Source organism: Rhizobium sp. NZLR1b (assembly GCF_019685155.1).
Lineage (GTDB): Bacteria > Pseudomonadota > Alphaproteobacteria > Rhizobiales > Rhizobiaceae > Rhizobium.
Genome location: NZ_JABDWC010000014.1, coordinates 113,779 through 139,892, shown reverse-complemented (window position 1 = coordinate 139,892; position 26,114 = coordinate 113,779). Strand labels below are relative to the sequence as shown.

The window sequence follows — 26,114 nt, the reverse complement described above, 5'->3', positions numbered from 1 at the left end:
CCGCGCCGGAAAGCATTTCTCAGCCGTGGCCGGTGACGCCCGCCTTGAACAGGCTGCCGGTCGGCGTCTTCAAAAACATCTCCAGCGGAATATGCTCCTGGTGCAGGAACCCGGTCGCCGGCAGCAGGCCGTCGCGGACCATTTCGATGACGGCAACAACGGAGGCCGACGTCGTCCAGGCGATCGCCGTGCGGCGTGCGCCGGCAATCTCGATCGGGTAATAGGCGCGGACGAACTCCTTGCGGCGCAGGCTGCCGTTCTCCGTGCCCTCGGCGGCGACGTGGACATAGACGACATCGTCTTCAACAGGCGGCTTGGCATTGGTCAGGATCTCGCCGGCGAGCTTGCGCTTGTCGCGCATCAGAAGCTCGTGGAAGAAGAAGTTCATCAGCTCCATATGGCCGGGATACCGCATGGTCTTGTAATCGAGATTGTCGATCTTGCCGAGCATCGTGTCGCACATCGTGCCGAGACCGCCAGACGTCGTGAAGGCTTCGAGCTTGACGCCTCCGACATAGACGGTCTCGTGCCATTCCATCGGCGAGACGAGCTTGCGCACCCCGCCCTCGATGACCTCGCAATCGTTCAGATATTCGTTGACGACGCCCTCAGGCGACCAGTTGAAGGCATAGCCGAGCAGTCCGGTCGGATGCTGCGGCAAGGCGCCGACGCGCATGCGGATCGAACGGCAGCGATCGAAGCCGTCGGCAAGGCTTGCGCCGACGATGCCGACGAAACCCGGCGCCAGGCCGCATTGCGGCGCCATCAGGCCGCGGGCGGTCTTTGATAGTTCGATGATGAAATTGGTGGTGGGAACGTCTTCGGTCAGGTCGAAATAATGAATGCCGGCCAGATGGGCGGCGCGCGCCAATTCGATGTTCAGATGGTAAGGCAGGCAGGAGAGCACCGCCTCGACATTCGACAGCAGCTCGCCGACCACCTGCGGGTCGGAAATATCGCCGGCGCGGCACTTGAAGGGAACGTCGCTCAACGGCAATTGCGCATCGACGCCGATGACCTCGAAGCCGCTTTCATGCAACAGCGTCGCCGCCAGCCGTCCGACCTTGCCCAGGCCGAGAACGGCGATCTTTTCGAAACTCATTCATTCCTCCCACGCGCCATTCGGCGCTTCTTCATCTTGTATCGTCCCTCCAATACCGCCGCCGTTTTGAGCGACAGGCACTGGGAGGCCGGAGGTATAGAATAAAAAGCTCATAAAAGAAAACGGCCGGAATCGCTTCCAGCCGCCAAAGCTTTGCGAAAATCGGGCGATTATTCGTTAATCAACCGCTTCAACAGCTCGACTTCGTGCGAAAGCTTGTTGTCGCCCGAAATCAGCTCCTCGATCTTGCGCACGGCATGCAGCACGGTCGTGTGATCGCGCCCGCCGAAACGGCGGCCGATCTCGGGGAAGGAGCGCGGCGTCAGCGTCTTCGCCAGATACATGGCGATCTGGCGCGGCTTGACGATGACGCGGGTGCGGCGGTTCGAGACCAGTTCCTGGCGCGAGACGTTGTAGTGCCTGGCGACGATGCGCTGGATGTCCTCGATGCGCACACGGCGGGGCTCGCCGGAGCCGACGAGATGCGCGAGCAGCTCGTCGACGCGCTCGATCGACAGGTTCGGCTCGAAGGAGCGCCGGAAGACCAGCTGATTGAAAGCGCCTTCGAGTTCGCGGCCGCTGGCCGTGACGTTGCGGGCGACGTGCTGGAGCAGTTCGGCCGGAATTTCCAGCGACGGATCTTCGAGCCGGGCGGCCGCCAGGCGACGCTTGAGGATTTCGAGACGCATCTCGTAATCCGGCGCGTCGAATTCGATCGCGACACCGCCCTGCAGGCGCGAGCGAACACGCGGGTCGAGCGATTCCAGCTCCCAGGGCGCCCTGTCGGCGGCGACGACCACCTGCTTGGCGCTGTCGAGCAGCATGTTGAGGAGATGGCAGAATTCGTGCTGGATCATCTTGCCCTGCAGGAACTGCATGTCGTCGATGATCAGCAGATCGATGTTGCGCAGCGAATCCTTCAGCGTCAGCGCATCATTGTCGCGGATCGCGGTGGCGAAGCGCCACATGAAATATTCGGCCGTCAGATAAACGACGCGCAGAGCCCGCGGGTTCTGCACCGCCGCATTGGCAATTGCCTGCAACAGGTGTGTCTTGCCGAGGCCGACCGTCGAATGGATGAAGAGCGGGTTGAAGCGCACGGCGCCGGAACCGGCTTCGGCGATCGTCTTCGCCGCTGCAAGCGCGACGCGGTTCGAGCTGCCTTCGACGAAGGTGTCGAAGGTGAAGCGGCTGTCGAGCGGCGAACCGAAGAGCGGCGAACCAAAGCTTGCGGGCCTTGCCGCAGCAACGGAGGAAACCGCCTGTTGGACGGCCTGGCCGGCCGGCTGGGCACTTGCGGGACGGCGCGCCTGGGGGGCAGCGACCGGCTCGGGCTGGGCCGCCTCATCGAGTGCCTTCGTGCTGCTGCGCGTTGCCGTGCGCACCAGGACTTCGATCTTCAGAATTTCCGGATCCTCGGCCTGGAACAGGCCGGTGATGAGATCGAGATAACGATTGTTGATCCACGACTTCAGGAAGGTGGTGGGAACCGAAAGGCGCACCACACTCTTCGATACCGAATGCAGCTTCAGCCTGGCGAACCAGCTGGCATAGACGTCAGGACCAACCTGGGCCTTCAAGCGCGCGCTGACGCGCTCAAACAAGATGCTGTGCTTCATTTCCGCCTTTGCTTCTCCCACGTCGAGGCGAATGGAGCCAAACGTCTGCGGTGCCACATCCCCATTGTCGGGCCCGCCCGTCGTCATCGTATTCATCTGCATAATGCCGCCTTTCAATTCCACCGGGCGGCTTCCGCTAAAATAGCCGCCCGATCATTCCCCGCTTTGGCGGGCTGACGGCATCCTCATGAAGCCGCTCACCTGCCGGTTCACTCAAACACTGCCCCCGAAGGGACCGGCACAAAATTCCGTTGCAGGAACCGCATTCATGCGGCAACCTTCATCGGCTTTCCGTGCCAGGCTGGCGGTCGATCCTCGTTTTCGACCGATCAGCCCGAACGCAATATCACTTTAACCTTCCCCGGCGGCCTCGCCTTAAACGTGTGGCCACTGAAGGCACAAAACATCCCTGCCCGTAACAGCCACGTTACGGCCCAAATCCGTCGAGTGCTTGAAAAAACGGAAGCGCAAGGCTCCGTAACAAATGGCACGCACTTATCGCCCTGCCGACGTGGCAGTTAAGACCGAGCCTCTGCAGGTGATGTCCGCGCCCCTTGTTGGAGGCCATTTAGGCAGGATCAAAAGGCAATATCAACGATGAATTTTACGCAAAATTAACAAGCGGCCATTGACTCCGCCTGCCCTTTTCGGGCGTCACACCAGCGTCAAAAAAGAATCGCTTTTGAATCAAGGAGATTCCCCGTTCGGGCTATTTTGACACGCAGGGAAAGAAAAAAAATAATAATCTTCTTGACTCCCCCCTGGTCCCGGAAGCTTGGGGCAGAGTCGCGCAGCGTGAAAGCATCCTTGCGCAAGTCTTTGTTTTTGAACAATTTTTCCTGTCATGGCGCTGACACGAAACAGTCGTGAGATTAACCATACAGGGGCTGATCGGTTGAATCGAAAAAGCCCGGTAAAATTACCGGGCTAATCATAACGAGGAAGCCGTTAATGGAAGATTACGCGGTCGCAGTGACCGAAAGAGCCTTCACACGAGCGGCCAGGCGCGAGACCTTGCGCGATGCCGTGTTGGCGTGCAGCACGCCCTTGCTGGCGGCGCGGGCAAGCTCGGGCTGAGCAGCCAGGAAAGCTTCCTTCGCCTTGGCGGCGTCACCGGATGCGATGGCCTCTTCGACCTGGCGAACGAAAGTACGAACGCGCGAGCGACGAGCCTTATTGACGTCGGTACGGCGGGCGATCTTGCGGGTCGCTTTTTTCGCCGAAGTTGTATTGGCCATGGATGCCTCTCTCAAGAATTCGAACAAACTCCGCTATTACCGCGGGCCCTGCGGCCACAAAATCCAGCAATTCGGGAGCAATCGCGGAAAACCAAACCGGCTTTCCGAACCGTGGGCGGGCATATAACTCTAAAGCCGGCCCACGTCAACGCGGATTTTCAAGCTTTGCGGCTGGAACCGCCTAAAAGCACTCAACGGTGCGTAAAAGCCGGTTTGCGCTTCTCGACGAAGGCCGCCATGCCTTCCTTCTGGTCGTCGGTGGCAAAGAGACTGTGAAACAGCCGGCGCTCGAAGCGCAAGCCCTCCTCCAGCGTCGTCTCGAATGCGCGGTTGACAGCCTCCTTGGCCATCAAGACCGAGGGGCGCGACAGCGAGGCGATCTTTTCGGCCGCCGCCAGCGCCTCGTCGATGAGACGCTCGGGCGCCACCACACGCGAAACGAGTCCCGATCGTTCGGCCTCGGCGGCATCCATCATCCGGCCGGTCAGGATGAGATCCATCGCCTTCGCCTTGCCGACGGCGCGCGTCAGCCGCTGCGAGCCCCCCATGCCGGGAATGACGCCGAGGGTGATTTCCGGCTGGCCGAACTTCGCCGTCTCCGCGGCGATGATGAAATCGCACATCATGGCGAGCTCGCAGCCGCCGCCGAGCGCAAACCCACTGACGGCGGCGATCACCGGCTTGCGCGCCTTGGCGACGTCATCCCAGCCGCTGATGAAATCACTCTTATAGATATCGGCGAACTCGAGCGGCTGCATCTCCTTGATATCGGCGCCGGCGGCAAAGGCGCGCTCGGAACCGGTGAGCACGATCGCGCCGACCGCCTCGTCGGCATGGAAGGCGGCATAGGCCTCCCTCAATTCCTTGAGGACGATGGAATTCAGCGCGTTCAGCGCCTGGGGTCGGTTCAGCGTGACGAGGCCGACATTGCCTCGGGTTTCGACGATCAGGGTCTCGTAGGCCATGCTGTTCTCCCGGTTCCGGATCTTACTTCTGGCAGGTGGCGCAATAGAAGGTGGAGCGGCCCGCCTGGACGATGCGGGCGACCGTACCGCCGCAGCCGGGCGTGCGGCAAGCCTGGCCTTCGCGATCATAGACGGAGAAGGAATGCTGGAAATAGCCGAGCGATCCGTCGGTCTGGATATGATCGCGAAGCGACGATCCGCCGGCTGCGATCGCATCGGCAATGACCTCGCGGATCGAGGCGACGAGCAGGTCAAGCTGCTCTTTCGGCCGGCCGCCTGCCGTCACCAGCGTGCCGGCGGCGCGGATCGGCGAAAGATGGGCGCGCCACAGCGCCTCGCAGACATAGATATTGCCGAGACCGGCGATGTTCTTCTGGTCGAGGAGCGCACTCTTCAATGGCTGCGCCTTGTCCCGGAAGCGTTCGGCGAGATATGCGGCCCCAAGCTCGTTTCCCGTCGGCTCCGGGCCGAGATCGCGGAAGAAGGGATGAGCGGCGAGATCGGCGCGCGCCATCATATCCATGAAGCCGAAACGGCGCGGGTCGTTGTAGACGACGCGGCGAGGACCACCTTGACCTTCCAGATGAAAGACGACGTGATCGTGCTTCTCGTCCTTCGAACGGGCATGGTGGAATTCACCCGGTATTCCGGAGCCGACGCCCTCCTCGATGCGCCCCCCCTCGACGCGAAAGGAGCCGGACATGCCGAGATGGGAAATCAGCGTGTTGCCGTCGTCGAGGTCGACCAGCAAATATTTGGCGCGGCGGCCAAGGCTGACGATGGTGCGGCCGGATACCCTGTCGGCGAAAGCGTCGGGAAAGGGGAAGCGCAGATCGCCGCGGCGCAGCTCCAGCCTGGCGATGCGAGCCCCCTCCATCGCCGGCGCCAGGCCGCGTTTCACCGTTTCGACTTCTGGCAATTCCGGCATCTTAACCCATCTATCTCTAACGTGTTTCAACCGAGGACGATGTGCGCTATAGCGCCAGTGTGCTGCGGAGAGCGCGGCCCTGTGATAACGTCGCGCGCGGTCTTTCGCTACGGCCGCCGCGCCCGAATCTTAAGGAATGGAGCAGCCTGATGTCAGAAAGCCGCACTTCCGCCGATGGCGGCATGGAGACCTCCTACGGCTTCCGTGAGGTGTCTGACGGCGAGAAGCAGGGCCTCGTCAACCAGGTGTTCCACAAGGTCGCCAAGCGCTACGACATCATGAACGACGTCATGTCGATGGGCATGCACCGCGCCTGGAAAGATGCGATGATTTCGGCGCTGAACCCGCGCAAGGAGCCGGGTTACAAGGTGCTCGATGTCGCCGGCGGCACCGGCGACATCGCCTTCCGTATCGTCGAGGCCTCGGGCCGGCAGGCGCATGCGACCGTGCTCGACATCAACGGCTCGATGCTCGGCGTCGGCGCCGAGCGGGCGGAAAAGAAGAAGCTTTCCGGCAATCTCACCTTCGTCGAGGCGAATGCCGAGGAACTGCCTTTCGAGGCTGGCAGCTTCGACGCCTATACGATCGCCTTCGGCATCCGCAACGTGCCGAGGATCGATGCGGCGCTGTCGGAGGCCTATCGGGTGTTGAAGCGCGGCGGACGTCTGCTGGTGCTGGAATTTTCCGAAGTCGATATGCCGCTGCTCGACAAGATCTACGACGCCTGGTCGTTCAATGCCATTCCGCAATTCGGCAAGGCGATCACCGGCGAGGCCGAACCCTACCAATATCTGGTGGAATCGATCCGCAAGTTCCCGAACCAGGAGAATTTCGCGGCAATGATCCGCCAGGCCGGTTTTTCGCGCGTCAACTACACCAATTATACCGGCGGCATTGCCGCGCTGCATTCCGGCTGGAAGCTTTGAGGGAATGAGGGAAGAAAACACGAACCTCGTCCGGCGGGGCATAGCAGCATGAGCACATTCGGGGCCTATTTCCGCCTTTGGCGCGTCGGCTGGGTGCTCGTGCGTGAGGGCGTCGTGTCGGCTCTTCCGTCCGAAGGCCTGCCGCCGCCGGTCGCACTCGCCAAATCCTTCGTCACGATTTTCGAGCGCAGCAAGGCGCGGCATCAGAAGCGCAGCGACCGGTTGGCGCAGGCCGTCGAACGGCTCGGTCCCTCCTATGTGAAGATCGGCCAGTTCCTGGCGACGCGGCCGGATGTCGTCGGCGTCGAATTCGCCAACGACCTGTCGCAGCTTCAGGACCGGATGGCCTTCTTTCCCTCGGCTGCCGCCAAGGCCAATATCGAAGGCTCGCTCGGGCGGCCGATCGGCGAACTCTATGCGAGCTTCGGCGAGCCGATCGCCGCTGCCTCGATCGCCCAGGTGCATCCGGCCGAGGTCGAGACATCAGAGGGCCGCAAGAAGGTCGCCGTCAAGATCGTCCGGCCGGGCGTGCGCCAGCGTTTTGCCCATGACATCGAGGCGATGTATCTCGTCGCCCGTATGCAGGAGCGTTTCCTGGCCTCCAGCCGGCGGCTGCGGCCGGTCGAGGTGACGAAGACGCTGGAGCAGACGACGAAGGTGGAGATGGATCTTCGCCTGGAAGCGGCCGCCCTTTCCGAGATCGCCGAGAATACCGAAAAGGACCCGGGCTTCCGCGTGCCGAAGGTCGACTGGGAGCGCACCGGACGCGACGTCATCACCATGGAGTGGATCGACGGCACGCGCATGTCCGATGTTGAGGGCCTGCGCGCGGCCGGCCACGATCTCAACCTGCTCGCCGATACGCTGATCCAATCGTTCCTGCGCCACACGCTGCGCGACGGTTTCTTTCATGCCGACATGCATCCGGGCAATCTGTTCGTCGATGCGGGCGGCATGATCGTCGCCGTCGACATGGGCATCGTCGGACGCCTCGGTAAAAAGGAGCGGCGGTTCCTCGCCGAAATCCTCTACGGCTTCATCACCCGCGATTATATCCGCGTCGCCGAGGTGCATTTCGAGGCGGGTTATGTGCCCGGACACCACAATGTCGAGAGTTTTGCCCAGGCGATCCGAGCAATCGGCGAGCCGATCCACGGACAGCCGGCCGAGACGATCTCGATGGGCAAGCTGCTGACGCTGCTTTTCGAAGTGACCGAACTGTTCGACATGGCGACACGGCCGGAGCTGGTGATGCTGCAGAAGACCATGGTCGTGGTCGAAGGCGTGTCGCGCATGCTCAACCCGCGCTTCAACATGTGGAAGGCCTCCGAGCCCGTTGTCGGCGACTGGATCCGCACCAATCTCGGCCCGAAACGGATCGCCACCGATATCAAGGACGGACTGAAGGCGGCGGTCAAACTCGCCGAAGCAGTGCCCGAAATCGCAGCGAAAACGGAAAAATTCCACCACCAGCTCCTGCTAATGAGCGAACATGGGCTGCGCTTCGATGCGCAGACAGCGGAGGCGATCGGCAAGGCCGAGGCGCGGCATAACCGCTCGGCCAGGATCGCGCTTTGGGTCATCGCATTGACGCTTCTCTATATTGCCTGGATGGTGAGCTGATCCGCCTGTCAAAAACATGCTGTGTTCGGCATTTAGGATATCCCATGTGACGGAAGGGCCGCTTAGTCTCACTGTTTAGGAGATATGGCACATGCAGCACGAACGCCCTGGCATCGAACTTTCCGGACGGCCGCTCGGTTTTGCCGAGATGGTGACGATCGGTGCCGGCAAGGCGACGATTTCGGCGTCGGCGACCGGCATGGCCCGCATCGCAATCGCCCGTGAGGTCGTCGAGGAGGCCATCGCCTCCGGCATGCCCGTTTATGGCGCGACGACCGGCGTCGGCGCCATGAAGGATGTGGAGTGGTCGGCCGACGAACTCGATACCTTCAACCTCGGCCTGGTGCGCGCCCATCATTTCGGCACCGGCACACCCTTTTCCTGCAATGTCGTGCGCAATGCCATGGCGATCCGCGTCAATACGGCGCTGACCGGCCAGGTCGGCTGCACGCCGGAGCTGATCCAGGCCTATATCAGGATGCTCGAGGCCGATCTCATCCCGGTCGTGCGCCGCACCGGCTCGATCGGCTGTGCGGATATCGGGTTGATGGGACAGATCGGCGCGGTGCTGACCGGCGTCGGCGAAGCGGTCTATCGCGGCAACCGGATGCAGGCGGCAGAGGCTTTCCGGGCAGCCGGGCTGGAGCCGGTGCGGATGGCGCCGCGCGACAGCCTCGCCTCGCTCAGCATCAATGCGGTGAGCTTTGCAGCGGCGGCGGAAACGACGCGCAATGCCGCCGCCTCGATCCGCATCCTGCTGGCGACGGCGATGATGGCGGCCGGCGCGCTCGGCGCGTCCCGCGATCCCTGGAAGGCGGTCCGCCATGTCGGCACGGCGCGCGAGGCGCTGATCGGCGCCTGGCTCTGCAACGCCTCCGACGATTGGAACTGGCCGGTTGCAACGCATGTTCAGGACCCGCTCAGCCTGCGGATGATCGCCCAGGTGTTCGGCGCGGTGATCGAAAACCTGCTGTCGACCGGCCACAAGATCCTTGCCGCCACCGGCCGCTCGGACGACAATCCGGTCGTCGTCGAAGGCCGGGTGATGACCTCGGGCGGGTCGCTGCCGCTCGATGTGACGATCCTGCTCGAATCGGCGGCACTCTGCATGGCGCATGCGGCGCGCAATGCCTTCAACCGCTGTGTCATTCTCGGCAACGGTCAGCGGCGCGACCTGCCGGTCAATCTCGTGCCGCCGGGGCGGATCGCCACCGGTTTCGGGCCGATCATCAAGCTTGCCGGCGAGATTTTTTCGCGCGTGCTGTCGATGTCCAATCCCGTATCGGCACAGTCGCTGGTGGTGGCGGCCGGACTGGAGGATGAGGCAGCCTTCCTGCCGCTGGTCATCGAGCGCTTCGACCGGCAGATGCGGGCGCTGAAGCGTCTCGCAGCCCTCGAGGCGCTGCTGTCTGCCCAGGCGATCGACATTCTCGGCGACGAACCGAAGGGCGTCGCCGCCATGCTCTACGAAGTGGTGCGCAAACATGCGGATTTCTATACGGTCGACCGGCCGCTGTCGGCCGAGGTGGAGGCGATCGAAGAGGAACTCGGCTCGGACGACTTCGTCTCCAGGCTGACCGAGCAAGTTCCGATCGCATCCTTCGACGATTTCTTCGCGCTCGGCTCGCTGGAGCGCATCGAGGAGCGGCTGGCCCGCCACGAGGCACCGGCACTCTGATCTCAGCTTAGGGAGGAAGCGTCATGGACTTCGATCTCGTTCTGCAGGGCACAGTGGTGCTGCCGGACCGCATTGTCGAAGCGGGTTATGTCGCCGTGCGTGACGGCCGCATTGCCGAGGTCGGCCTCGGCGTGCCGCCTGCGGCGCGCGAGCGGCATCTGCTCGGCAAAGCGCTGATCCTGCCCGGCGCGATCGACGCGCAGGTGCATTCGCTGTCCCAGAAAGACCAGGAGGATTTCATCTGGTCGACGCGCTCGGCAGCCGCCGGCGGCGTGACTGCCATCATCGACATGCCTTATGACGAGGGCGACCTCGTCTGCTCGGCAGCGGCGGTGAAACGGAAGATCGACCATGCGAGCCCGCAGGCGCGCGTCGACTTCGCGCTTTACGGCACGGTCGATCCGCAAGAAGGCGCCGCGCGGATTGCCGAGATGGTCGAAGCAGGCGTTGCGGCGTTCAAATTCTCGACCTTCGGCACAGACCCAAAGCGTTTTCCGCGCATTCCGCCGGCTCTGCTCGACGCCTGCTTTGCGGCAATCGCGCCGACGGGGCTGACGGCTGGCGTGCACAATGAGGACGACGAGGCGGTACGCACCTACATGGAGCAGGTGAAGGCGAGCGGCATCACCGACTGGCGGGCGCACGGCCTGTCGCGGCCGGCGATTACCGAACTCCTGGCGATGCACACGATCTTCGAGACGGGGGCTGCGACCAGCTGCCCGGCGCATGTGGTGCACTGCTCGCTCGGGCGCGGCTACGACATCGCGCGTTCCTATCGCCGCGACGGCTTTGCCGCGACGGTCGAATGCTGCATCCATTATCTGACGCTCGACGAAGAGAATGACGTGCAGCGCCTCGGCGGCAAGGCAAAGATCAATCCGCCGGTACGGCCGCGCGCCGAGGTGGAAAAACTCTGGCGGAAAGTGGCGAAGGGCGATGTCTGGCTGGTTTCGACCGATCACGTCAGCTGGTCGGAGAACCGCAAGACCAATCCCGACATGCTCGCCAATGCCTCCGGTGTTCCCGGTCTCGAGGTGATGGTGCCGCTTTTCATCAAAGGCGCCGTCGAACGGGGCATTCCGCTCACTTGGGCAGCCAAGCTGATGGCGGAAAACCCGGCCAAGCATTTCCGGCTCGACCATATCAAGGGGGCGCTGACCCCCGGCAAGGATGCCGATATCGTCGTGCTGGAGCCGCGGGAGAGCGTCTATGACGCCGCCGCAAGCGGCAACAACGTCGTCGGCTGGAGCCCTTATAATGGGATCCGCCTGCCCTGGACCGTTGCGGCCACATATCTGCGCGGCGAAAAGATCGCCGAGAGCGGGAAGGTGCTCGCCGAGCCCCGCACCGGACGGTTCGTGAGGCCGCTGCCGCGCCAGGTTATCGCGGGAGCCGGTGCATGAGCCGTAATCTTCCCGTCGATGCCGGCCGGATCGCTGGAGATATCGAGGCGCTGGCCGCAATCACCGAGCCGGGGCATCCGTGGACGCGGCGGGCCTTCACGCCGCTCTTTCTCGAAGGCCGGGCCTATATCGAAGCGCGGATGAAGGCGGCAAGACTGGAAACGCGGATCGATGCCGCCGGCAATCTGATCGGCCGGCGCACCGGCCGCAAACCCTGGCTCGGCACGATCATGGTCGGTTCGCATTCCGACACGGTGCCGGATGGCGGCCGCTTCGACGGCATTGCCGGGATGATCTCGGCACTGGAGGTGGCGCGGGCACTGCACGATCAGGGCCTTGAGCTCGACCACGATCTGGAGATCGTCGATTTCCTTGCCGAGGAGGTGAGCATCTTCGGCGTATCCTGCATCGGCAGCCGGGGGATGACCGGGCAATTGCCGGAAGCCTGGCTTTCGCGCGTCAGCGACGGGCGCGAGCTTGCCGAGGGTATCGCCGAGGTGGGCGGCAGTCCAGACGTTCTGGCGCAGCAGAAGCGGCCCGATCTGGCAGGCTTTCTCGAGCTTCATATCGAACAGGGGCCGGTGCTCGAAGCCGAAAAAGCCGATATCGGCATCGTCACCGCGATCTCGGGCATCACCCGCCTGGAGATCACCGTCGAGGGGCGGGCCGACCATGCCGGCACGACGCCGATGGACCGGCGGGCGGATGCACTGGTGGCGGCCTCGCAATTGGTGCTCGACATCCGCAACGCCGCCGCCGAACTTGCCAAAACACCAGGCCACTTCGCGGCGACGGTCGGCGAGTTCCGGATCGAGCCGAATGCGGCCAATGTCGTGCCGTCGAAGGTGGTGCTGCTGATCGATGGCCGCGCGGAGATCCGCGCCGACATGGAGGCCTTCTGTCGCTGGCTCGACGGCCATGTCCAAAAGCTGGCGGACGCCTATGGCGTGACGATCAAGGCGCCGAACCGGGTGTCCGACAATCTGCCGACCCCGGGTGATGCCGGGCTGCTGTCGACGCTGGAGGCCGCCTGCGAGCGCGTCGGCGCCAAGCATCGCCGCATGGCCTCCGGCGCAGGGCACGATACGGCCTGGATCGCCAAGGTGGCGCCAGCGGCGATGATCTTCGTGCCCTGCCGGGACGGCCGCAGCCATTGCCCCGACGAATGGGCTGACAATGACGACGTCGCGCTCGGCGCCGCCGTGCTGTTCGAGGCGGTGCGCGAGATGGACAGAAATTCGAACCAGGAGAAGCCGGATGGGACGCATACTGGTTGAGAAGGACGTGGAAGCGGCCGTCAAGGGCGGCTCCGTCTATGCCGCCGGCGGCGGCGGCTGGGCCGATCACGGGCGGATGCTCGGACTGGCGGCCGTCACTATCGGCAAGCCGGAGCTGGTCTCGATCGACGAGTTGCAGGACGAGGACTGGATCGCGACGGCGGCGGCGATTGGCGCGCCGGCCTCGACCACGCCCTGGGAGATGCAGGGCATCGATTATGTCAAGGCCGTGCAGCTCCTGCAGGAGGCGCTGGGCGAAAGGCTCTCCGGGCTGATCATCGGCCAGAACGGCAAATCCTCGACGCTGAACGGCTGGCTGCCGTCGGCAATCCTCGGCACCAAGGTGGTCGACGCGGTCGGCGATATCCGTGCGCACCCCACAGGCGACATGGGCTCGATCGGCATGGCCGGCTCACCGGAGCCGATGATCCAGACCGCCGTCGGCGGCAATCGGTCCGAGAACCGCTATATCGAACTGGTGGTCAAGGGCGCGACCGCGAAGATCTCGCCGGTGCTGCGCGCCGCCGCCGATCAATCCGGCGGCTTCATCGCCAGCTGCCGCAATCCGCTGAGAGCCTCCTATGTGCGCAGCCATGCCGCACTCGGCGGCATCTCGATGGCGCTTGCGCTCGGCGAGGCGATCATTGCGGCGGAGAGGAAGGGCGGATCTGATGTCATCGACGCCATCTGCAAGACGACGGGCGGGCATATCCTCGCCGAGGGCATCATCACCCGCAAGGACGTCGTCTACACCAAGGAAGCCTTCGACATCGGCACGATCACCGTCGGTCCGGGCGAAAAATCGGTGAGGCTGCATGTGATGAATGAATATATGGCGGTGGACGATGCGGATGGCATGCGGCTTGCCACCTTCCCCGCCGTCATTACCACCCTGTCAATCGAGGGCGAACCGCTCAGCGTCGGCCAGCTCAAGGAGGGCATGCATGTCTTCATCCTGCATGTGCCAAAGGAACTCATACCGCTGTCGGCAAGCGTGCTCGATCCCACAGTCTATCCCGTCGTCGAAAAGGCGATGGGGATCGAGATCGCCCGTTATGCACTGGAAACGAAGGCCTGAACCATGACGCGCGATCCCGGCTTGGAAGAATTGCTGCGCGAGGAACTCGGCGATCGGCCTGGCTTCAGCGAAAAATCGATGTTCGGCGGCCGGGCCTTCCTGCTGAACGGCAATCTTCTCTGCTGCGCGCGCAGTGACGGCATGCTGGTCCGTCTCGGCCGAGGCAATGACGGCTGGGCGCTGGCGCTGCCGGGCGTCATCCAGATGCTTTCGGGCGAGCGTGTGATGCAGGGCTGGGTGCGGGCGACGGCTGCGGTCTACGGCGACGATGCGCTCAGACGGCGTTTGCTCGATGCGGCGCTCGCCTATGTGGAATCGCTGCCGGGCAAATAACGCCGTTCCCTTCTCGCCTGGGAAGAAGGGAGGATAACCAACGAGGAATCCACGATGCCGAAGGCCAATCCACGTCATCCGAACTTTCCGATCCCCGGGGGGCCGCAGCTGCGTGCCAAGGGCTGGCGGCAGGAAGCGCTGCTGCGGTTGCTCGAAAACGTGCTGTCGGTCGGCGAGGATCCGGAAAACCTGATCGTCTATGCCGCACTCGGCAAGGCGGCCCGCAGTTGGGCGGCGCATAAGGGCATCGTCAAGGCACTGACCGAGATGGACGAGAACCAGACGCTGCTCATCCAGTCCGGCAAGCCGATCGGCCTCGTTCGAACCCACGCCAAGGCGCCGCTAGTCATCATGGCGAACTGCAATATCGTCGGGCAATGGGCGAAAGCCGAGGTGTTCTACGAGCTGCAGCGCAAGGGGCTGATCTGCTGGGGCGGACTGACGGCCGGCGCCTGGCAATATATCGGCAGCCAGGGCGTCATCCAGGGCACCTACGAGATCTTCATGCGCATTGCCGAGCGGCGCTTCGGCGGCGATCTCCTCGGCCGCTTCGTGCTGACGGCCGGCCTTGGCGGCATGGGTGGGGCACAGCCGCTCGCCGGTCGCATGGCAGGGGCGGCGATCCTCTGTGTCGATATCGACCCGGAACGGGCCCGCAAGCGCCAGCAGATCGGCTATCTCCAGGAAATCGCCCCCGATCTCGATAGCGCCCTTCAGATGATCGATACGGCGGTGAAGGAGAAGCGGGCTCTTTCCGTCGGCCTCGTCGGCAATGCGGCCGAGGTCTATCCGGAGATTGCCCGGCGCGGCATTGTGCCCGACATCGTCACCGACCAGACCTCGGCACACGACCTCGTCTATGGCTATGTGCCGAAGGGCATGAGCCTCGAGCAGGTCAAGGGACTGCGCGACGACGGCCAGGGGCAATTGATGGCGGCAAGCCGCGCCTCGATCGTCGACCATGTGACGGCGATGCTGGAATTCCAGAGGAAGGGCTCGGAAGTTTTCGACAATGGCAACCTCATCCGCACCCAGGCGAAAGAGGGCGGCGTCACCAATGCCTTCGACATTCCGATCTTCACCGAAGCCTATCTCAGGCCGCTGTTTGCCCGGGCGATCGGGCCGTTCCGTTGGATGGCGCTGTCGGGCGAGGAGAGCGATATCGCCCGCATCGACGACCTGCTGCTGGAACTATTCCCCGACAACAAGATCATCACCAACTGGATCCGGCTGGCGCGCCAGCATGTGCCGTTCGAAGGGCTGCCGGCGCGCATTGCCTGGCTCGGCCACGGCGAACGCACGGCACTCGCCCGGCGCGTCAATACGCTGGTTGCGAACGGCGAACTCAAAAGCCCGGTCGCCTTCTCCCGCGACCATCTCGATGCCGGCGCCATGACGCATCCCAATATCATGACCGAGCGGATGAAGGACGGTTCCGACGCGATCGCCGACTGGCCGCTAATCGATGCGATGATGCTCTGCTCGTCGATGGCCGATCTCGTCGTCGTCCATTCCGGCGGCGGCGGATATGCCGGCTACATGACGAGCTGCGGCGTCACGGTCATCGCCGACGGCACCGATGCCGCCGACGAGCGGCTGGACCACGCACTGACCAACGACACCGCCCTCGGCGTCATGCGTTATGCCGATGCCGGTTACGAGGAAGCGCTGGACGAGGTGGCGAAGAAGGACGTGCCCTACATCCGGCTTGGTTGAACAGTTCCCGACTTGCTATAGACTGTTGTCATACCCACCAAGAGCGATGACGTGGAAACAGCCAAGATCTTCTGGTCAAGAGGTTCCCGGGCCGTCCGGCTGCCCAAGCAATTCCGTTTCGATGGCGACACCGTCACTATCAGGCGCCAGGGGCGGGCGGTTATTCTCGAACCGATTTCCGACGATTGGGGATGGCTTGCCGACGTGACCGGTCCTGTCGATCCCGACTTCGCCAGTGCGGCCGAAGAACAGCCTGCGGCACAGGAGCGTCAATCGATCAGATTCGAAACTTCGATGAGATTGCCGTCGGGATCCCCAAAATAGACCGAGCGCAGACGTCCGGTCGCGCCGGTGCGTTCGACCGGCCCTTCTTCGATCACAACGCCCGACGCCTGCAGATGGGCGATGACGTAGGCAAGCGGCGTCTCAGTGATGAAGCAGAGGTCGCCGGAGCCGGGGGTCGGATGTCTCGCCTTGGGTTCGAATTCGTGACCGGCCTGATGCAGGTTGATCTTCTGTCTGCCGAATTTCAGCGCCTTGCGGCCTTCCGCAAAGGTTTCGACCGACATGCCGAGGATGCGGGTATAGAAATCGCAGGTCGTTTCGATATCGGCGACGGTCAGCACGAGATGGTCGAGACGGTCTATGCGGATCATGCTTTTCTCCTCGCAAGGTGCTGGGCGGCACAGGCGGAGATAAAGGCCAGCGCCAGCATGGCAAGCATGAAGATAACGACGGCGGCCCAGCCTTCCACTGCGAAAAACCAGCCGCCGGCCGAGCCCATGAGGCTGGAGCCGACATAATAGGCCAGCATATAGAGCGACGAGGCGTGGCCTTTGGTGCCATGCGCCAACTTGCCGACAAGGCCGCTGGCGATGGAGTGGCTCATGAAGAAGCCGGTCGTCAGCACGACGATGCCGAGGATGATCGATGGCAGCGACGCAAACAGCGTCAGCGCGCTGCCGGCGGCGGTGAGCGCCAGACCGAAGAGCAGCACGCGAAAGTGCCCGATCCGATCTCCGAGCAGGCCGCCGATCGAAGAGGCGCCGATGCCGAAGAGATAGACGGTGAAGATCAGGCCGAGTTCGGTCTGGTTGAGGCCATAGGGCGGCGCCACCAGGCGAAAACCGGCATAGTTGTAGATCGTCACGAGGGAGCCCATCGCCAGGAAGGCGATGGCGAAGATGAAGGGCAGCGCCGGATTTTTGAGATGGCCGAGCCAGGCTTTGAGATGAAAGCTGAGGTCGAAGCCCGGTCGGCGGACGAAATTTCTTGACGGCGGCAGCAGGGCGATGAAGCCGAGCGCGGCGGCAAGGCCGATGGCGCCGATGATGAAAAGCGCCGGGCGCCAGGTGAGATATTCGGCGAAGATGCCTGTCAGGACGCGGCCGGACATGCCGCCGAAGGCCGTGCCGGCGACATAGAGGCCCATGGTGGCGCCAAGGCCGCGCGGGTCGATCTCCTCGGCGAGATAGGCCATGGCGACGGCGGGCACGCCGCCGAGAACGAGGCCCTGCAGGGCGCGGATGACGAGCAGCAGGTGCCAATCCGGAGCGAAGGCGGTGGCAATTGTCAGCAATGCGGCGGCGACCAGCGATAGCGCCATCAGGCTGCGGCGGCCGAGACCTTCCGAAACCGCGGCGGCACAGATGATGGCGACCGCGAGGAAGCCTGTAGAGAGCGAGAGGGACAGCGAACTTTCGGCCGGGCCGACGGCAAATTCCTGCGAGAAGATCGGGAGCAGCGGCTGCACGCAATAGAGCAGCGAGAAGGTGGAAAAGCCGGAAAGGAAAAGCGCCAGACTGGCGCGGCGATAGGCGGCGGAGCCGCGCGTCAAATAATGCTTTTCTGCTGCGATCACGGTCTTTGCGGCATGCGCTGACGGCGGCATATGTTCATCCTGATGAGCCTTGGAATTCATGCGTTAACCCGCCGGATCCCAATAGGGTGGATCGCCGAAGCTCTTCTTCAAGTGATCGGCAATGGCGCGGAGCTTGGCCGAGGGATTGTGGCCCTCTGGATGGGCCATATAGATGAATTCGGCCTCCGGCCTGTGGCCGACATCGATTTCGGCAAGCCGGCCCTCGCGGATCGCCGGGCCGGCAATGAAGGCAGGCAGCAGCGCGATGCCGAGACCGGCAATCGAAGCGTCACGAAGCATGTCGCCATTGTTGATGCCGAGCGCCAGTTTCGCGCGGACGACGATCGCACCGTCGGGCGTCTGGAAGCGCCAGTCGGCAACGCCGCGATTGGTGTAGAAGATGCCGCGATGGCTGCTGAGATCCGCCAGCGACGCCGGCATTCCTGCACGCGCGAGATACGCCGGCGACGCGCAGAGGAGGCGGCGGCTGCGGGTGAGCTTCCAGGCGACCAGCCGGCTATCGGCGATCGGGCCGTTGCGGATGACCGCGTCGTAGCCGTCCGAGGACGCATCGACGCGCCGGTCGTCGATATCGAGCGTCAGTTCGATCTCCGGATGTTCGGCGAGGAAGGGATAAAGCGCCGGGCCGAGATGCATGCGGCCGAAGGTGACGGGTGCAGCAATGCGGATCGGCCCCGACAGGGTTCCGCGCCGCTCGGCCATGTCGGCGGCAGCCTCCTCGATCTCGCGGACGATGCGACCGGCCCGCTCCAGGAAGACCGCACCATCCTCGGTCAAGGTGAGTTTGCGCGTCGTTCGGTGCAGCAGCATGCCGCCGAGCGACTTCTCCAGCTCGGCCAGCCTTTCGCTGACGACGGATTTGGAGAGCCGCAGCCGCCGGGCGGCCTCGCTGACCGAGCCTGCCTCGGTGACGGCGACAAAAGCCGCTATACCTTCGATTCTGATCATCGTTCGGCTTTTCCGAATTCGAATTCCATGATCTGGAGACTAATCCGAACGAACGGAAAATGCCATCTTCCATTCAACGGAAGGGACGGCAGGGGCCGCCTCGGATCAAGAACAGGAATGAGACCATGAACCGTTTGAACAACAAGGTCGCAATCGTCACCGGCGCAAGCTCAGGCATCGGCCGCACCACGGCAAAGCTCTTCGCCGCTGAGGGCGCCAAGGTCGTCGTCGGCGCCCGCCGCGAGCGCGAACTCGACAGTCTCGTCGCGGAGATCAAGGCGGAAGGCGGCGATGCTGTCGCCGTGGCCGGCGACGTCCGGTCGGAAGACTATCACAAGGCGCTGGTCGCGGCCGCCGTGACCCATTACGGCAAGCTCGACATTGCCTTCAACAATGCCGGCACACTCGGCGAGGCCGGCCCGAGCACCGGCGTTTCGGAAGCAGGCTTCAGCGATGCGTTGGCGATCAATCTGACCGCCGCCTTCCTCGCCGCCAAGCACCAGATCGGCGAAATGGTGGGGAATGGCGGCGGCTCGGTGATCTTCACCTCGACCTTCGTCGGTTACAGCTTCGCCTTTCCCGGCGTCGCCGCCTATGCCGCCAGCAAATCCGGCCTGATCGGCCTGACCCAGGCGCTCGCGGCCGAATACGGACAGCAGGGCGTGCGCGTCAATGCCATCCTGCCGGGCGCCGTCGACACCGACATGTATCGGGAGATGAACGACACCTCCGACAAGCAGTCCTTCATCACCAATCTGCATGCGCTGAAGCGTGTCGCAGCGCCCGAGGAGCTGGCCCGCTCGGTTCTCTACCTCGCCTCCGACGATGCGAGTTTCGTCACCGGCACTGCCTCGCTGGTCGATGGCGGCGCGTCGATCACCCGAACCTGACGAAAGCCAAGCGCTCCCCAATTCGCCGGATGAAAGCGCGCCTTCTCCGGCCACAATATCCGATCAAAGGAACGTCATCATGTCACGACTGCAGAACAAGACAGCCCTCATCACCGGCGGCACCAGCGGCATCGGCATCGAAACCGCCCGCCAATTCATCGCCGAAGGCGCCCGCGTCGTCGTTACCGGCAGCAGCGCCGCAAGCGTCGAAGCCGCCCGTAGCGAACTCGGCGACAAAGCGATCGTCATCCAGGCCGATGCCGGCAATGCGGCCGGCCAGAAGGCCGTCGCCGATACGGTGAAGCAAGCTTTCGGCACGCTCGACATCCTCTTCGTCAATGCCGGTGTCGCCGAATTCGGGCCGCTGGAACAGTGGAGCGAAGCCGCCTTCGACAAGTCGGTGGCGATCAATGTCAAGGGGCCGTTTTTCCTGATCCAGTCGTTGCTGCCGATTTTTTCGAGCCAGGCCGCAATCGTGCTCAATACCTCCATCAACGCCCATATCGGCATGCCGAACTCCAGCGTCTATTCACTGACGAAGGGTGCATTGCTGACGCTCGCAAAGACGCTGTCGGGCGAACTCATCGGTCGCGGCATCCGCGTCAACGCCGTCAGCCCGGGCCCGATCGCCACGCCGCTCTACAGCAAGCTCGGGGCGTCGGAAGCCCAATCCAAGGCGATGGCTGCCGAGATCCAGTCGCAGATCCCCGTCGGCCGCTTCGGGAACCCCAGCGAGGTCGCGAAAACGATCGTCTTTCTCGCCTCCGATGAGGCCGCCTATATCGTCGGCAGCGAACTCGTGATCGACGGCGGGATGAGCAACCTCTGAGCCCACGAGAATGACGGCCGACGTCATGAACGGGGCGGCACCGGCCGAGCGCGGCGATGTGTGCCGTCCCGCGATTGCATGTTCTCCGCCAAAGGCTTAGGGTCAGAAAAAGGCGACGGGTAGAAAGCCATGGCTCTCAGCGGCAAACGCATCCTCCTCATCATCTCCGGCGGCATCGCGGCCTATAAGAGCCTGGATCTGATCCGCCGGCTGCGCGAGCGCGGCGCCAGCGTGCGCCCGGTGATGACCAAAGGCGCCCAGGAATTCGTCACACCGCTGGCCGTCGGCGCGCTTGCAGCCGACCACGTCTTCCTCGATCTGTTTTCGCGCCAGGATGAGCAGGATGTCGGCCATATCCGGCTGGCGCGCGACTGCGATCTCGTGCTCATTGCCCCCGCCACGGCCGACCTGCTGGCGAAGATGGCGAACGGGCTTGCCGACGATCTCGCCTCGACCGTGCTTTTGGCGACGGAGAGGCCGGTGCTGGCCGCACCGGCGATGAACCCCCGCATGTGGGCGCATCCGGCGACGCGGCGCAATGCGGCAAGACTCAGGGACGACGGCGTCCGCTTCGTCGGGCCGATGGCAGGCGAGATGGCGGAGAGCCGGGAGGCGGGGCTCGGCCGGATGGCGGAACCGCTGGAGATCGTCGCGGCCGCCGAAACCATGCTCGACGACGGAGAAAAGCCGCTCAAGGGACGCAAGGCGATAGTCACGTCGGGACCGACGCACGAGCCGATCGATCCGGTGCGCTACATCGCCAACCGCTCTTCCGGCCGGCAGGGGCATGCGATCGCCGCAGCCCTTGCCAGGCTTGGGGCGGAGGTGACGCTGGTCTCGGGGCCGGTGACGATCGCCGATCCCGTCGGCGTCAACGTCATCCATGTCGAGCGGGCGGAAGAAATGCGCGATGCCGTGCTGGCGGCGCTGCCGGCCGATATCGCCGTGATGGTCGCGGCGGTGGCGGACTGGCGAGTGGCCTCGGCCGCCGACCAGAAGCTGAAGAAACATCCGGGCGAATCCATTCCGACGCTGGCGCTGACCGAGAATCCGGACATCCTGAAAACCGTCGGCCATCATACGATGCGGCCGAAACTGGTGATCGGCTTTGCCGCCGAGACACAAGATGTGGAAAGCAATGCGAAGGCGAAACTCGAGCGCAAGGGCGCCGACCTGATCGTCGCCAATGACGTCTCTCCGGCCACCGGCATCATGGGCGGCAGCCGCAACAGCGTCAAACTCATACGCCGCAACGGCGTCGAGCAATGGCCTGATCTGGCGAAGGAAGAGGTTGCCGAAAGGCTGGCGGCGCTGATCGCCGAAAGTTTCCGCTAAAGCGCTTTATGCGGGAATAGCCACGCGCTGCGGCTTGGCTGCACTTCGCTTTCCCGGCCGGAAGTCGGCGACGTCGATGCCGTTTTTGCTGACGGTAACGGCGCTGCCATTCGGAATTTCGGCCCAGGCATCGCCATCGTCGTTCAACGGCTCGGACACCAGGCAATAGCCGGCGCCGACAGGTGAGGCATAGAGGGTCGGCGCCTTGCGATCGGTGGCATAGCGGATCGCATAGAGCGTGTTGCCGTCGGAGAAGGCGGCGGTAAAGCGCAGCAGGATCGAACCGACGACGCTTTCGGCCAGATCCTCGACGAAGCCGACCATTTCAGCCATTGCGGCCACCGGCGCCTCACGCAGGCCGAATTGCAGCGCCAGCAGGAACATCAACTCGGAATCGGTCGTGCCGCCGCGGGCATTGAACAGTTCGTCGTCGAGCATCGCCTCCATCGGCCGGCGCAGGCGCTCGAAACCGGAGATCTGGCCGTTGTGCATGAAGGACCAGGTGTCGTGGGTGAAGGGGTGGCAATTGTCGCGGCGCGTGCCGCCGCCTGTAGCCGCGCGGACATGGGCGAGGAAGAGCGGCGAACGGATCTGCCGCGCCAGGCTCTTCAGATTGCAATCCGACCAGGCCGGCAGGATATCACGGTAGCGGCCGGGCTCCGGCCTGTCGCCATACCAGGCGATGCCGAAGCCATCGCCATTCGTCGCCGTCTTGGCGCGGGTGGCGCAATGGGACTGCTCAATCAGCGAATGGGCAGGCGAGGATACCAGCTCCTCGAGATAGAGAGGATCTCCGCGATAGGCTGCCCAGCGACACATGGCTTTCTTGCTCCGACCCGCCGCCGCATCGGCGGGCATGCTGAAATTGTCTGACGTCGCGGCTAATAACAGCTTAACGCGCCGCCGGTTTGCAAGCGCAAGATGACGGTTTCGTGGCGCCTCGGATGTTCAAATTCGGCGAAAGCCTGTGTTCTTTTGTGAACACTGCGTTGTCCGCTGGGCAGGCTTCGCGCTTGGCGGCCGGGCCGCTATAGTTGCCGCCAAGTTGAACCTTCAAGAGGACGCCATGTCGATCCGACCCGTCAAACATGAAAGTACCGCCACACCGACCATGGAAGGCGCGGGCGTGAAGCTGCACCGCGTCTTCGGCTTCGGCGATCCTGCGATGACCGATCCGTTCCTGATGATGGACGATTTCCGCAATGACAATCCGGCGGAATATATTCGCGGTTTCCCATGGCACCCGCATCGCGGCATCGAGACGATCACCTATGTGCTTGCCGGCACCGTCGAGCATGGCGACAGCCTTGGCAACCGTGGCCTGCTCGGCGCCGGCGATATTCAGTGGATGACGGCCGGCAGCGGCATCATGCACCAGGAAATGCCGAAGGGCGATTTCGCCGGCCGCATGCACGGTTTCCAGCTCTGGGCAAACCTGCCCTCCTCGCTGAAGATGACGGCGCCGCGCTATCAGGACGTCAAATCCGCCGACATCCCTGTCGTCGTCGATGATGACGGCACGGCCGTGCGGGTGATCTGCGGCGATTTCTGGGGCAAGGCCGGTCCCGTCGACGGCGTCGCCGCCGAGCCGATCTATCTCGACGTCTCGGTGCCGCCCGGCAAGAAGAAGCGTCTGCCGGTCGACACCTACCGCAACGCCTTCGCCTATATCTTCGCCGGCTCCGGCACCTTTCGCGATGCGTCGAAACCCTTCGGCGTGCGCGTCGAGAAGGAAGTCGACGGCGAGGAGTTGAACATTCGCGACATGTCCGGCAACCGCACGCTCGTGGTCTTCGACAGCGGCGACGAAGTGACGGTGCAGGCGGGGGACCAGGGCATCCGTTTCCTGCTTGTATCAGGCAAGCCAATCGAGGAGCCGGTCGCATGGCACGGCCCGATCGTGATGAATTCGCGCGAGGAAATCATGCAGGCGATGCGCGAGCTGCAGAACGGCACCTTCATCAAGGCGGCGCATTGATCGCATTTCTCTCTTGCATCTGCGAAGAATCGGCCTACCTTTGAGCTATCAGCAACAGAACGAAAGGAAGGTGATCCAATGTCTAATGAGATTTCGGACCTCTTAACGGGCATGGGAGAGTTGATGAAAGCGAGGCAGCCCTCGCACTAATCCCCGCCTTCCTGGGGCTGCATAGACAGTCCGGGCCCGTTTGAGGCCAAACTCATGGAAAGGGTCGCCGAGGCGGCCCTTTTTTATTGCCCTGATTTGAGACCGTTGACGGATAATCGAAATCCCACTACTCATAAAGTCATCTGATGACCTTATGAGTAGTGGGATGCACGCAATCAGCAGGACCAATCTCGCCGATGACGCTGTCGAGGCGATCCGCGGCGACATTCTCGGCAAGCGCTGGGCGGTCGGCGAGAAATTACCCAACGAAGCCTCGCTGTCGGCCATGCTGTCGGTCAGCCGCGGCACGGTGCGCGAGGCGGTGCGGGTGCTGGTCTCCCAAGGCTATCTCGAAACCCGCCAGGGTTCGGGAACCTATGTGCGCGCGACCAGCGATGCCGGCCGGCCGTTGACGATGGCGCGGCGCGCCAGCCTGCGCGACCAGTTCGAGGCGCGCTTGGCGCTCGACGTCGAAGCCGCCCGGCTGACGGCGGTGCGCAAAAGACCGGAGACGGTTACCGAGCTTCGCCGGCTGCTTGCCGAACGCGGCAATTACGACGGCGGCAACCAGGCCGCCTTCATCCAGCGCGACCTTGCCTTCCACAAGGCCGTCATCGCCGCTTCCGGCAACCGGGCGATGATCGAGATCTACGATTTCTTCTCGGCCTCGATCGCCGATACCATCGCCGCCACACTCGGCAGGGATATTCCCGAACCGGATATGCAAGCGCATGCCGATATCGTCGACGCCATCGAAACCGGCGATCCCGACAAAGCGGACGCGGCGGTGCGCCGCTTCATGGCGCCGGTTCTTGCCGCCCTCGACCGGATGATCCTGTCATGACCACACCGTCCACCGATGCCATCACCGCGCTTGACGCGACCGACGAATTGTTGATCGACGCCGAGGCCGGCAGCCTGCCACCGCCACAGGCAACACCGGTGCGCGGCGCCGCAGGTCGCTTCCTGCTCGGCGCCAGCCTGGTGCTGATCGCCTTCAACCTGCGCCCGGTCTTTTCGAGCGCCTCGGCGCTGCTGCCGGAAATCCGCGCGGAGCTTGGCCTCAGCGCGCTTGGCGCCAGCCTGCTGACGACGCTTCCGGTCGTCTGTCTCGGCGCCTTTTCGCCGCTGGCGCCGCGTCTTGCCCAGCGCCTCGGCACGGAACGCACGCTGCTCGGCGTTATCCTGCTTCTGGCCCTCGGCACTGCATTGCGCGGGTTTTCCTCGGTGCCGCTGCTGTTCATCGGCACTGCGCTGGCCGGCGCCTGCATTGCCGTCGGCAACGTGCTGTTGCCGGGGCTGGTGAAACGGGATTTCGCCGGGCGCGCCGCGCTGATGACCGGCTTCTACACGATGGCGCTCTGCGCCGGTGCGGCCAGTGCGGCCGGGCTGACACTGCCAATCGAACACGCGCTCGGCGGCTCTCTTGCGGGCGCACTAGCCGCCTGGGCCCTACCCGCCTTGATCGTCAGCCTGCTCTGGCTGCCGCAGGTTCTGCGCAGCGGCAGGCAGGCCAGGCGAAACGGTTTCCGCGTCGAGGGCCTCTGGCGCGACCGGCTCGCCTGGCAGGTGACGCTGTTCATGGGACTGCAATCGGCGCTTGCCTATTGCGTCTTCGGCTGGCTGGTTCCGATCCTGCGCGAACGCGGCCTCGACGGCGTCACCGCCGGGGCGATCGTCTCGCTGTCGGTAATGGTGCAGGCAACATCCTGCCTCATCGTCCCGCATATCGCCGTGCGCGGCAAAGACCAGCGGCTGATCAATGCGAGCCTTTGCGGTGTCGCCGTCACCGCCCTGCTCGGCCTGCTGTTTGCGCCGCTGTCGACCGTCTGGCTGTGGGCGGTGCTGCAGGGCATCGGCCAAGGCGGGCTGATCGCGGCGGCGATGACGACGATCGTGCTGCGCTCGCGCGATCCCGATGTCGCCGCCCATCTTTCCGGCATGGCGCAATGCGTCGGTTACCTGCTTGCCGCCATCGGCCCGCTTATCGTCGGGCTCATCCGCGACTGGACCGGCAGCTTTTCCTGGTGTGCGGCCCTCTTCGTCGCGCTCGGGCTCGGAGCCGCGATCAACGGCTGGAAGGCCGGCCGGTCGGTCGAGATCAACGTCCATGCGGTGGAGAAGGCCAGTTGAGCCCTCACCGGCCCATCACCATCTCTTGATGCCGGTCGCCGGCGGCGGATGCTACGCTATCTCAGCCCGCATTATCCACCGCC

The 26,114-nt window shown here is 63.8% G+C and carries 24 protein-coding genes; 15 read left to right on the top strand and 9 right to left on the bottom strand.

Features of this window, described 5'->3' with window-relative positions:
- Positions 1-19: 19 nt before the first annotated feature.
- The 5 genes from HJB84_RS20270 to mutM form a co-directional block, all read right to left on the bottom strand.
- A complete protein-coding gene (locus HJB84_RS20270; RefSeq protein WP_221116716.1) occupies positions 20-1,102 on the bottom strand; it encodes a saccharopine dehydrogenase family protein in 1,083 nt (360 codons plus the stop codon).
- 170 nt (positions 1,103-1,272) lie between these two features.
- Positions 1,273-2,823 (bottom strand): chromosomal replication initiator protein DnaA, encoded by a 1,551-nt coding sequence (dnaA, locus tag HJB84_RS20265; protein ID WP_207584239.1) that lies wholly within the window; start codon positions 2,821-2,823, stop codon positions 1,273-1,275.
- A gap of 857 nt (positions 2,824-3,680) precedes the next feature.
- Positions 3,681-3,959: a 30S ribosomal protein S20 gene (gene rpsT, locus HJB84_RS20260; RefSeq protein ID WP_003570835.1), complete on the bottom strand. Its 279-nt coding sequence runs from the start codon at positions 3,957-3,959 to the stop codon at positions 3,681-3,683.
- Between the two features lie 191 nt (positions 3,960-4,150).
- Positions 4,151-4,924, bottom strand: a complete 774-nt coding sequence (locus HJB84_RS20255) for an enoyl-CoA hydratase (protein ID WP_207582628.1) — start codon at positions 4,922-4,924, stop codon at positions 4,151-4,153.
- 22 nt (positions 4,925-4,946) lie between these two features.
- On the bottom strand, positions 4,947-5,852 hold the full coding sequence (gene mutM, locus HJB84_RS20250; protein ID WP_221116715.1) for a bifunctional DNA-formamidopyrimidine glycosylase/DNA-(apurinic or apyrimidinic site) lyase: 906 nt from the start codon (positions 5,850-5,852) through the stop codon (positions 4,947-4,949).
- 149 nt (positions 5,853-6,001) lie between these two features.
- Here mutM and ubiE point away from each other — a divergent pair, with 149 nt between their 5' ends.
- From ubiE to HJB84_RS20205, 9 genes are all read left to right on the top strand, one after another.
- The gene (ubiE, locus tag HJB84_RS20245; protein ID WP_207582626.1) at positions 6,002-6,778 is read left to right on the top strand and encodes a bifunctional demethylmenaquinone methyltransferase/2-methoxy-6-polyprenyl-1,4-benzoquinol methylase UbiE; all 777 of its coding nucleotides are present in this window, start codon (positions 6,002-6,004) and stop codon (positions 6,776-6,778) included.
- Positions 6,779-6,826: 48 nt separating this feature from the next.
- Positions 6,827-8,401, top strand: a complete 1,575-nt coding sequence (gene ubiB / locus HJB84_RS20240) for a 2-polyprenylphenol 6-hydroxylase (protein WP_221116714.1) — start codon at positions 6,827-6,829, stop codon at positions 8,399-8,401.
- Positions 8,402-8,492: 91 nt separating this feature from the next.
- Positions 8,493-10,079, top strand: a complete 1,587-nt coding sequence (locus HJB84_RS20235) for an aromatic amino acid lyase (protein ID WP_164006256.1) — start codon at positions 8,493-8,495, stop codon at positions 10,077-10,079.
- Between the two features lie 23 nt (positions 10,080-10,102).
- Complete coding sequence (locus HJB84_RS20230; protein ID WP_221116713.1) at positions 10,103-11,482, top strand: dihydroorotase family protein; 1,380 nt, start codon at positions 10,103-10,105, stop codon at positions 11,480-11,482.
- A complete protein-coding gene (locus tag HJB84_RS20225; RefSeq protein ID WP_221116712.1) occupies positions 11,479-12,759 on the top strand; it encodes a Zn-dependent hydrolase in 1,281 nt (426 codons plus the stop codon). The genes HJB84_RS20230 and HJB84_RS20225 overlap by 4 nt, the downstream gene beginning before the upstream one ends.
- Positions 12,740-13,837, top strand: a complete 1,098-nt coding sequence (locus HJB84_RS20220; RefSeq protein WP_221116711.1) for a DUF917 domain-containing protein — start codon at positions 12,740-12,742, stop codon at positions 13,835-13,837. Before HJB84_RS20225 ends, HJB84_RS20220 begins: the two co-directional genes overlap by 20 nt.
- 3 nt (positions 13,838-13,840) lie before the next feature.
- A complete protein-coding gene (locus HJB84_RS20215; protein ID WP_207582620.1) occupies positions 13,841-14,170 on the top strand; it encodes a TfoX/Sxy family protein in 330 nt (109 codons plus the stop codon).
- A 54-nt stretch (positions 14,171-14,224) separates the two neighbouring features.
- A complete protein-coding gene (locus tag HJB84_RS20210) occupies positions 14,225-15,886 on the top strand; it encodes a urocanate hydratase (protein WP_221116710.1) in 1,662 nt (553 codons plus the stop codon).
- Between the two features lie 51 nt (positions 15,887-15,937).
- Positions 15,938-16,210: an antitoxin gene (locus tag HJB84_RS20205; RefSeq protein ID WP_221116709.1), complete on the top strand. Its 273-nt coding sequence runs from the start codon at positions 15,938-15,940 to the stop codon at positions 16,208-16,210.
- On the opposite strand, the gene HJB84_RS20200 is transcribed toward HJB84_RS20205, so the two are convergent.
- Genes HJB84_RS20200 through HJB84_RS20190 form a run of 3 tightly spaced genes read right to left on the bottom strand, consistent with a single transcriptional unit; the run spans position 16,156 to position 18,716 of the window.
- Positions 16,156-16,542, bottom strand: coding sequence for a VOC family protein (locus HJB84_RS20200; RefSeq protein ID WP_221116708.1), 387 nt, complete (start codon positions 16,540-16,542; stop codon positions 16,156-16,158). The two genes, HJB84_RS20205 and HJB84_RS20200, sit on opposite strands and share 55 nt — an antisense overlap.
- Entirely contained in the window at positions 16,539-17,777 is a 1,239-nt protein-coding gene (locus HJB84_RS20195; protein WP_221116707.1) for an MFS transporter, read from the bottom strand. The genes HJB84_RS20200 and HJB84_RS20195 overlap by 4 nt, the downstream gene beginning before the upstream one ends.
- A 33-nt stretch (positions 17,778-17,810) precedes the next feature.
- Complete coding sequence (locus HJB84_RS20190) at positions 17,811-18,716, bottom strand: LysR family transcriptional regulator (RefSeq protein WP_221116706.1); 906 nt, start codon at positions 18,714-18,716, stop codon at positions 17,811-17,813.
- 125 nt (positions 18,717-18,841) lie between these two features.
- Here HJB84_RS20190 and HJB84_RS20185 point away from each other — a divergent pair, with 125 nt between their 5' ends.
- From HJB84_RS20185 to coaBC, 3 genes are all read left to right on the top strand, one after another.
- Positions 18,842-19,606, top strand: a complete 765-nt coding sequence (locus tag HJB84_RS20185; RefSeq protein WP_221116705.1) for an SDR family oxidoreductase — start codon at positions 18,842-18,844, stop codon at positions 19,604-19,606.
- Between the two features lie 79 nt (positions 19,607-19,685).
- Entirely contained in the window at positions 19,686-20,435 is a 750-nt protein-coding gene (locus HJB84_RS20180; RefSeq protein ID WP_221116704.1) for an SDR family oxidoreductase, read from the top strand.
- 129 nt (positions 20,436-20,564) lie between these two features.
- Positions 20,565-21,770 carry a bifunctional phosphopantothenoylcysteine decarboxylase/phosphopantothenate--cysteine ligase CoaBC gene (gene coaBC, locus HJB84_RS20175; RefSeq protein ID WP_221116703.1) on the top strand — a complete coding sequence of 402 codons (1,206 nt, stop codon included), beginning with the start codon at positions 20,565-20,567 and terminating at the stop codon, positions 21,768-21,770.
- Between the two features lie 6 nt (positions 21,771-21,776).
- Here coaBC and HJB84_RS20170 read toward each other — a convergent pair whose 3' ends face one another.
- Entirely contained in the window at positions 21,777-22,589 is an 813-nt protein-coding gene (locus HJB84_RS20170) for a class II glutamine amidotransferase (protein WP_207582612.1), read from the bottom strand.
- 247 nt (positions 22,590-22,836) lie between these two features.
- Between HJB84_RS20170 and HJB84_RS20165 the strand changes: the two genes are divergently transcribed.
- The 3 genes from HJB84_RS20165 (at position 22,837) to HJB84_RS20155 (ending at position 26,031) form a co-directional block, all read left to right on the top strand.
- Positions 22,837-23,748, top strand: a complete 912-nt coding sequence (locus HJB84_RS20165; protein ID WP_071084535.1) for a pirin family protein — start codon at positions 22,837-22,839, stop codon at positions 23,746-23,748.
- Positions 23,749-24,064: 316 nt separating this feature from the next.
- Positions 24,065-24,742: a FadR/GntR family transcriptional regulator gene (locus tag HJB84_RS20160; RefSeq protein WP_221116702.1), complete on the top strand. Its 678-nt coding sequence runs from the start codon at positions 24,065-24,067 to the stop codon at positions 24,740-24,742.
- Entirely contained in the window at positions 24,739-26,031 is a 1,293-nt protein-coding gene (locus HJB84_RS20155; protein WP_221116701.1) for an MFS transporter, read from the top strand. The genes HJB84_RS20160 and HJB84_RS20155 overlap by 4 nt, the downstream gene beginning before the upstream one ends.
- The last annotated feature ends 83 nt before the right edge of the window (positions 26,032-26,114 follow it).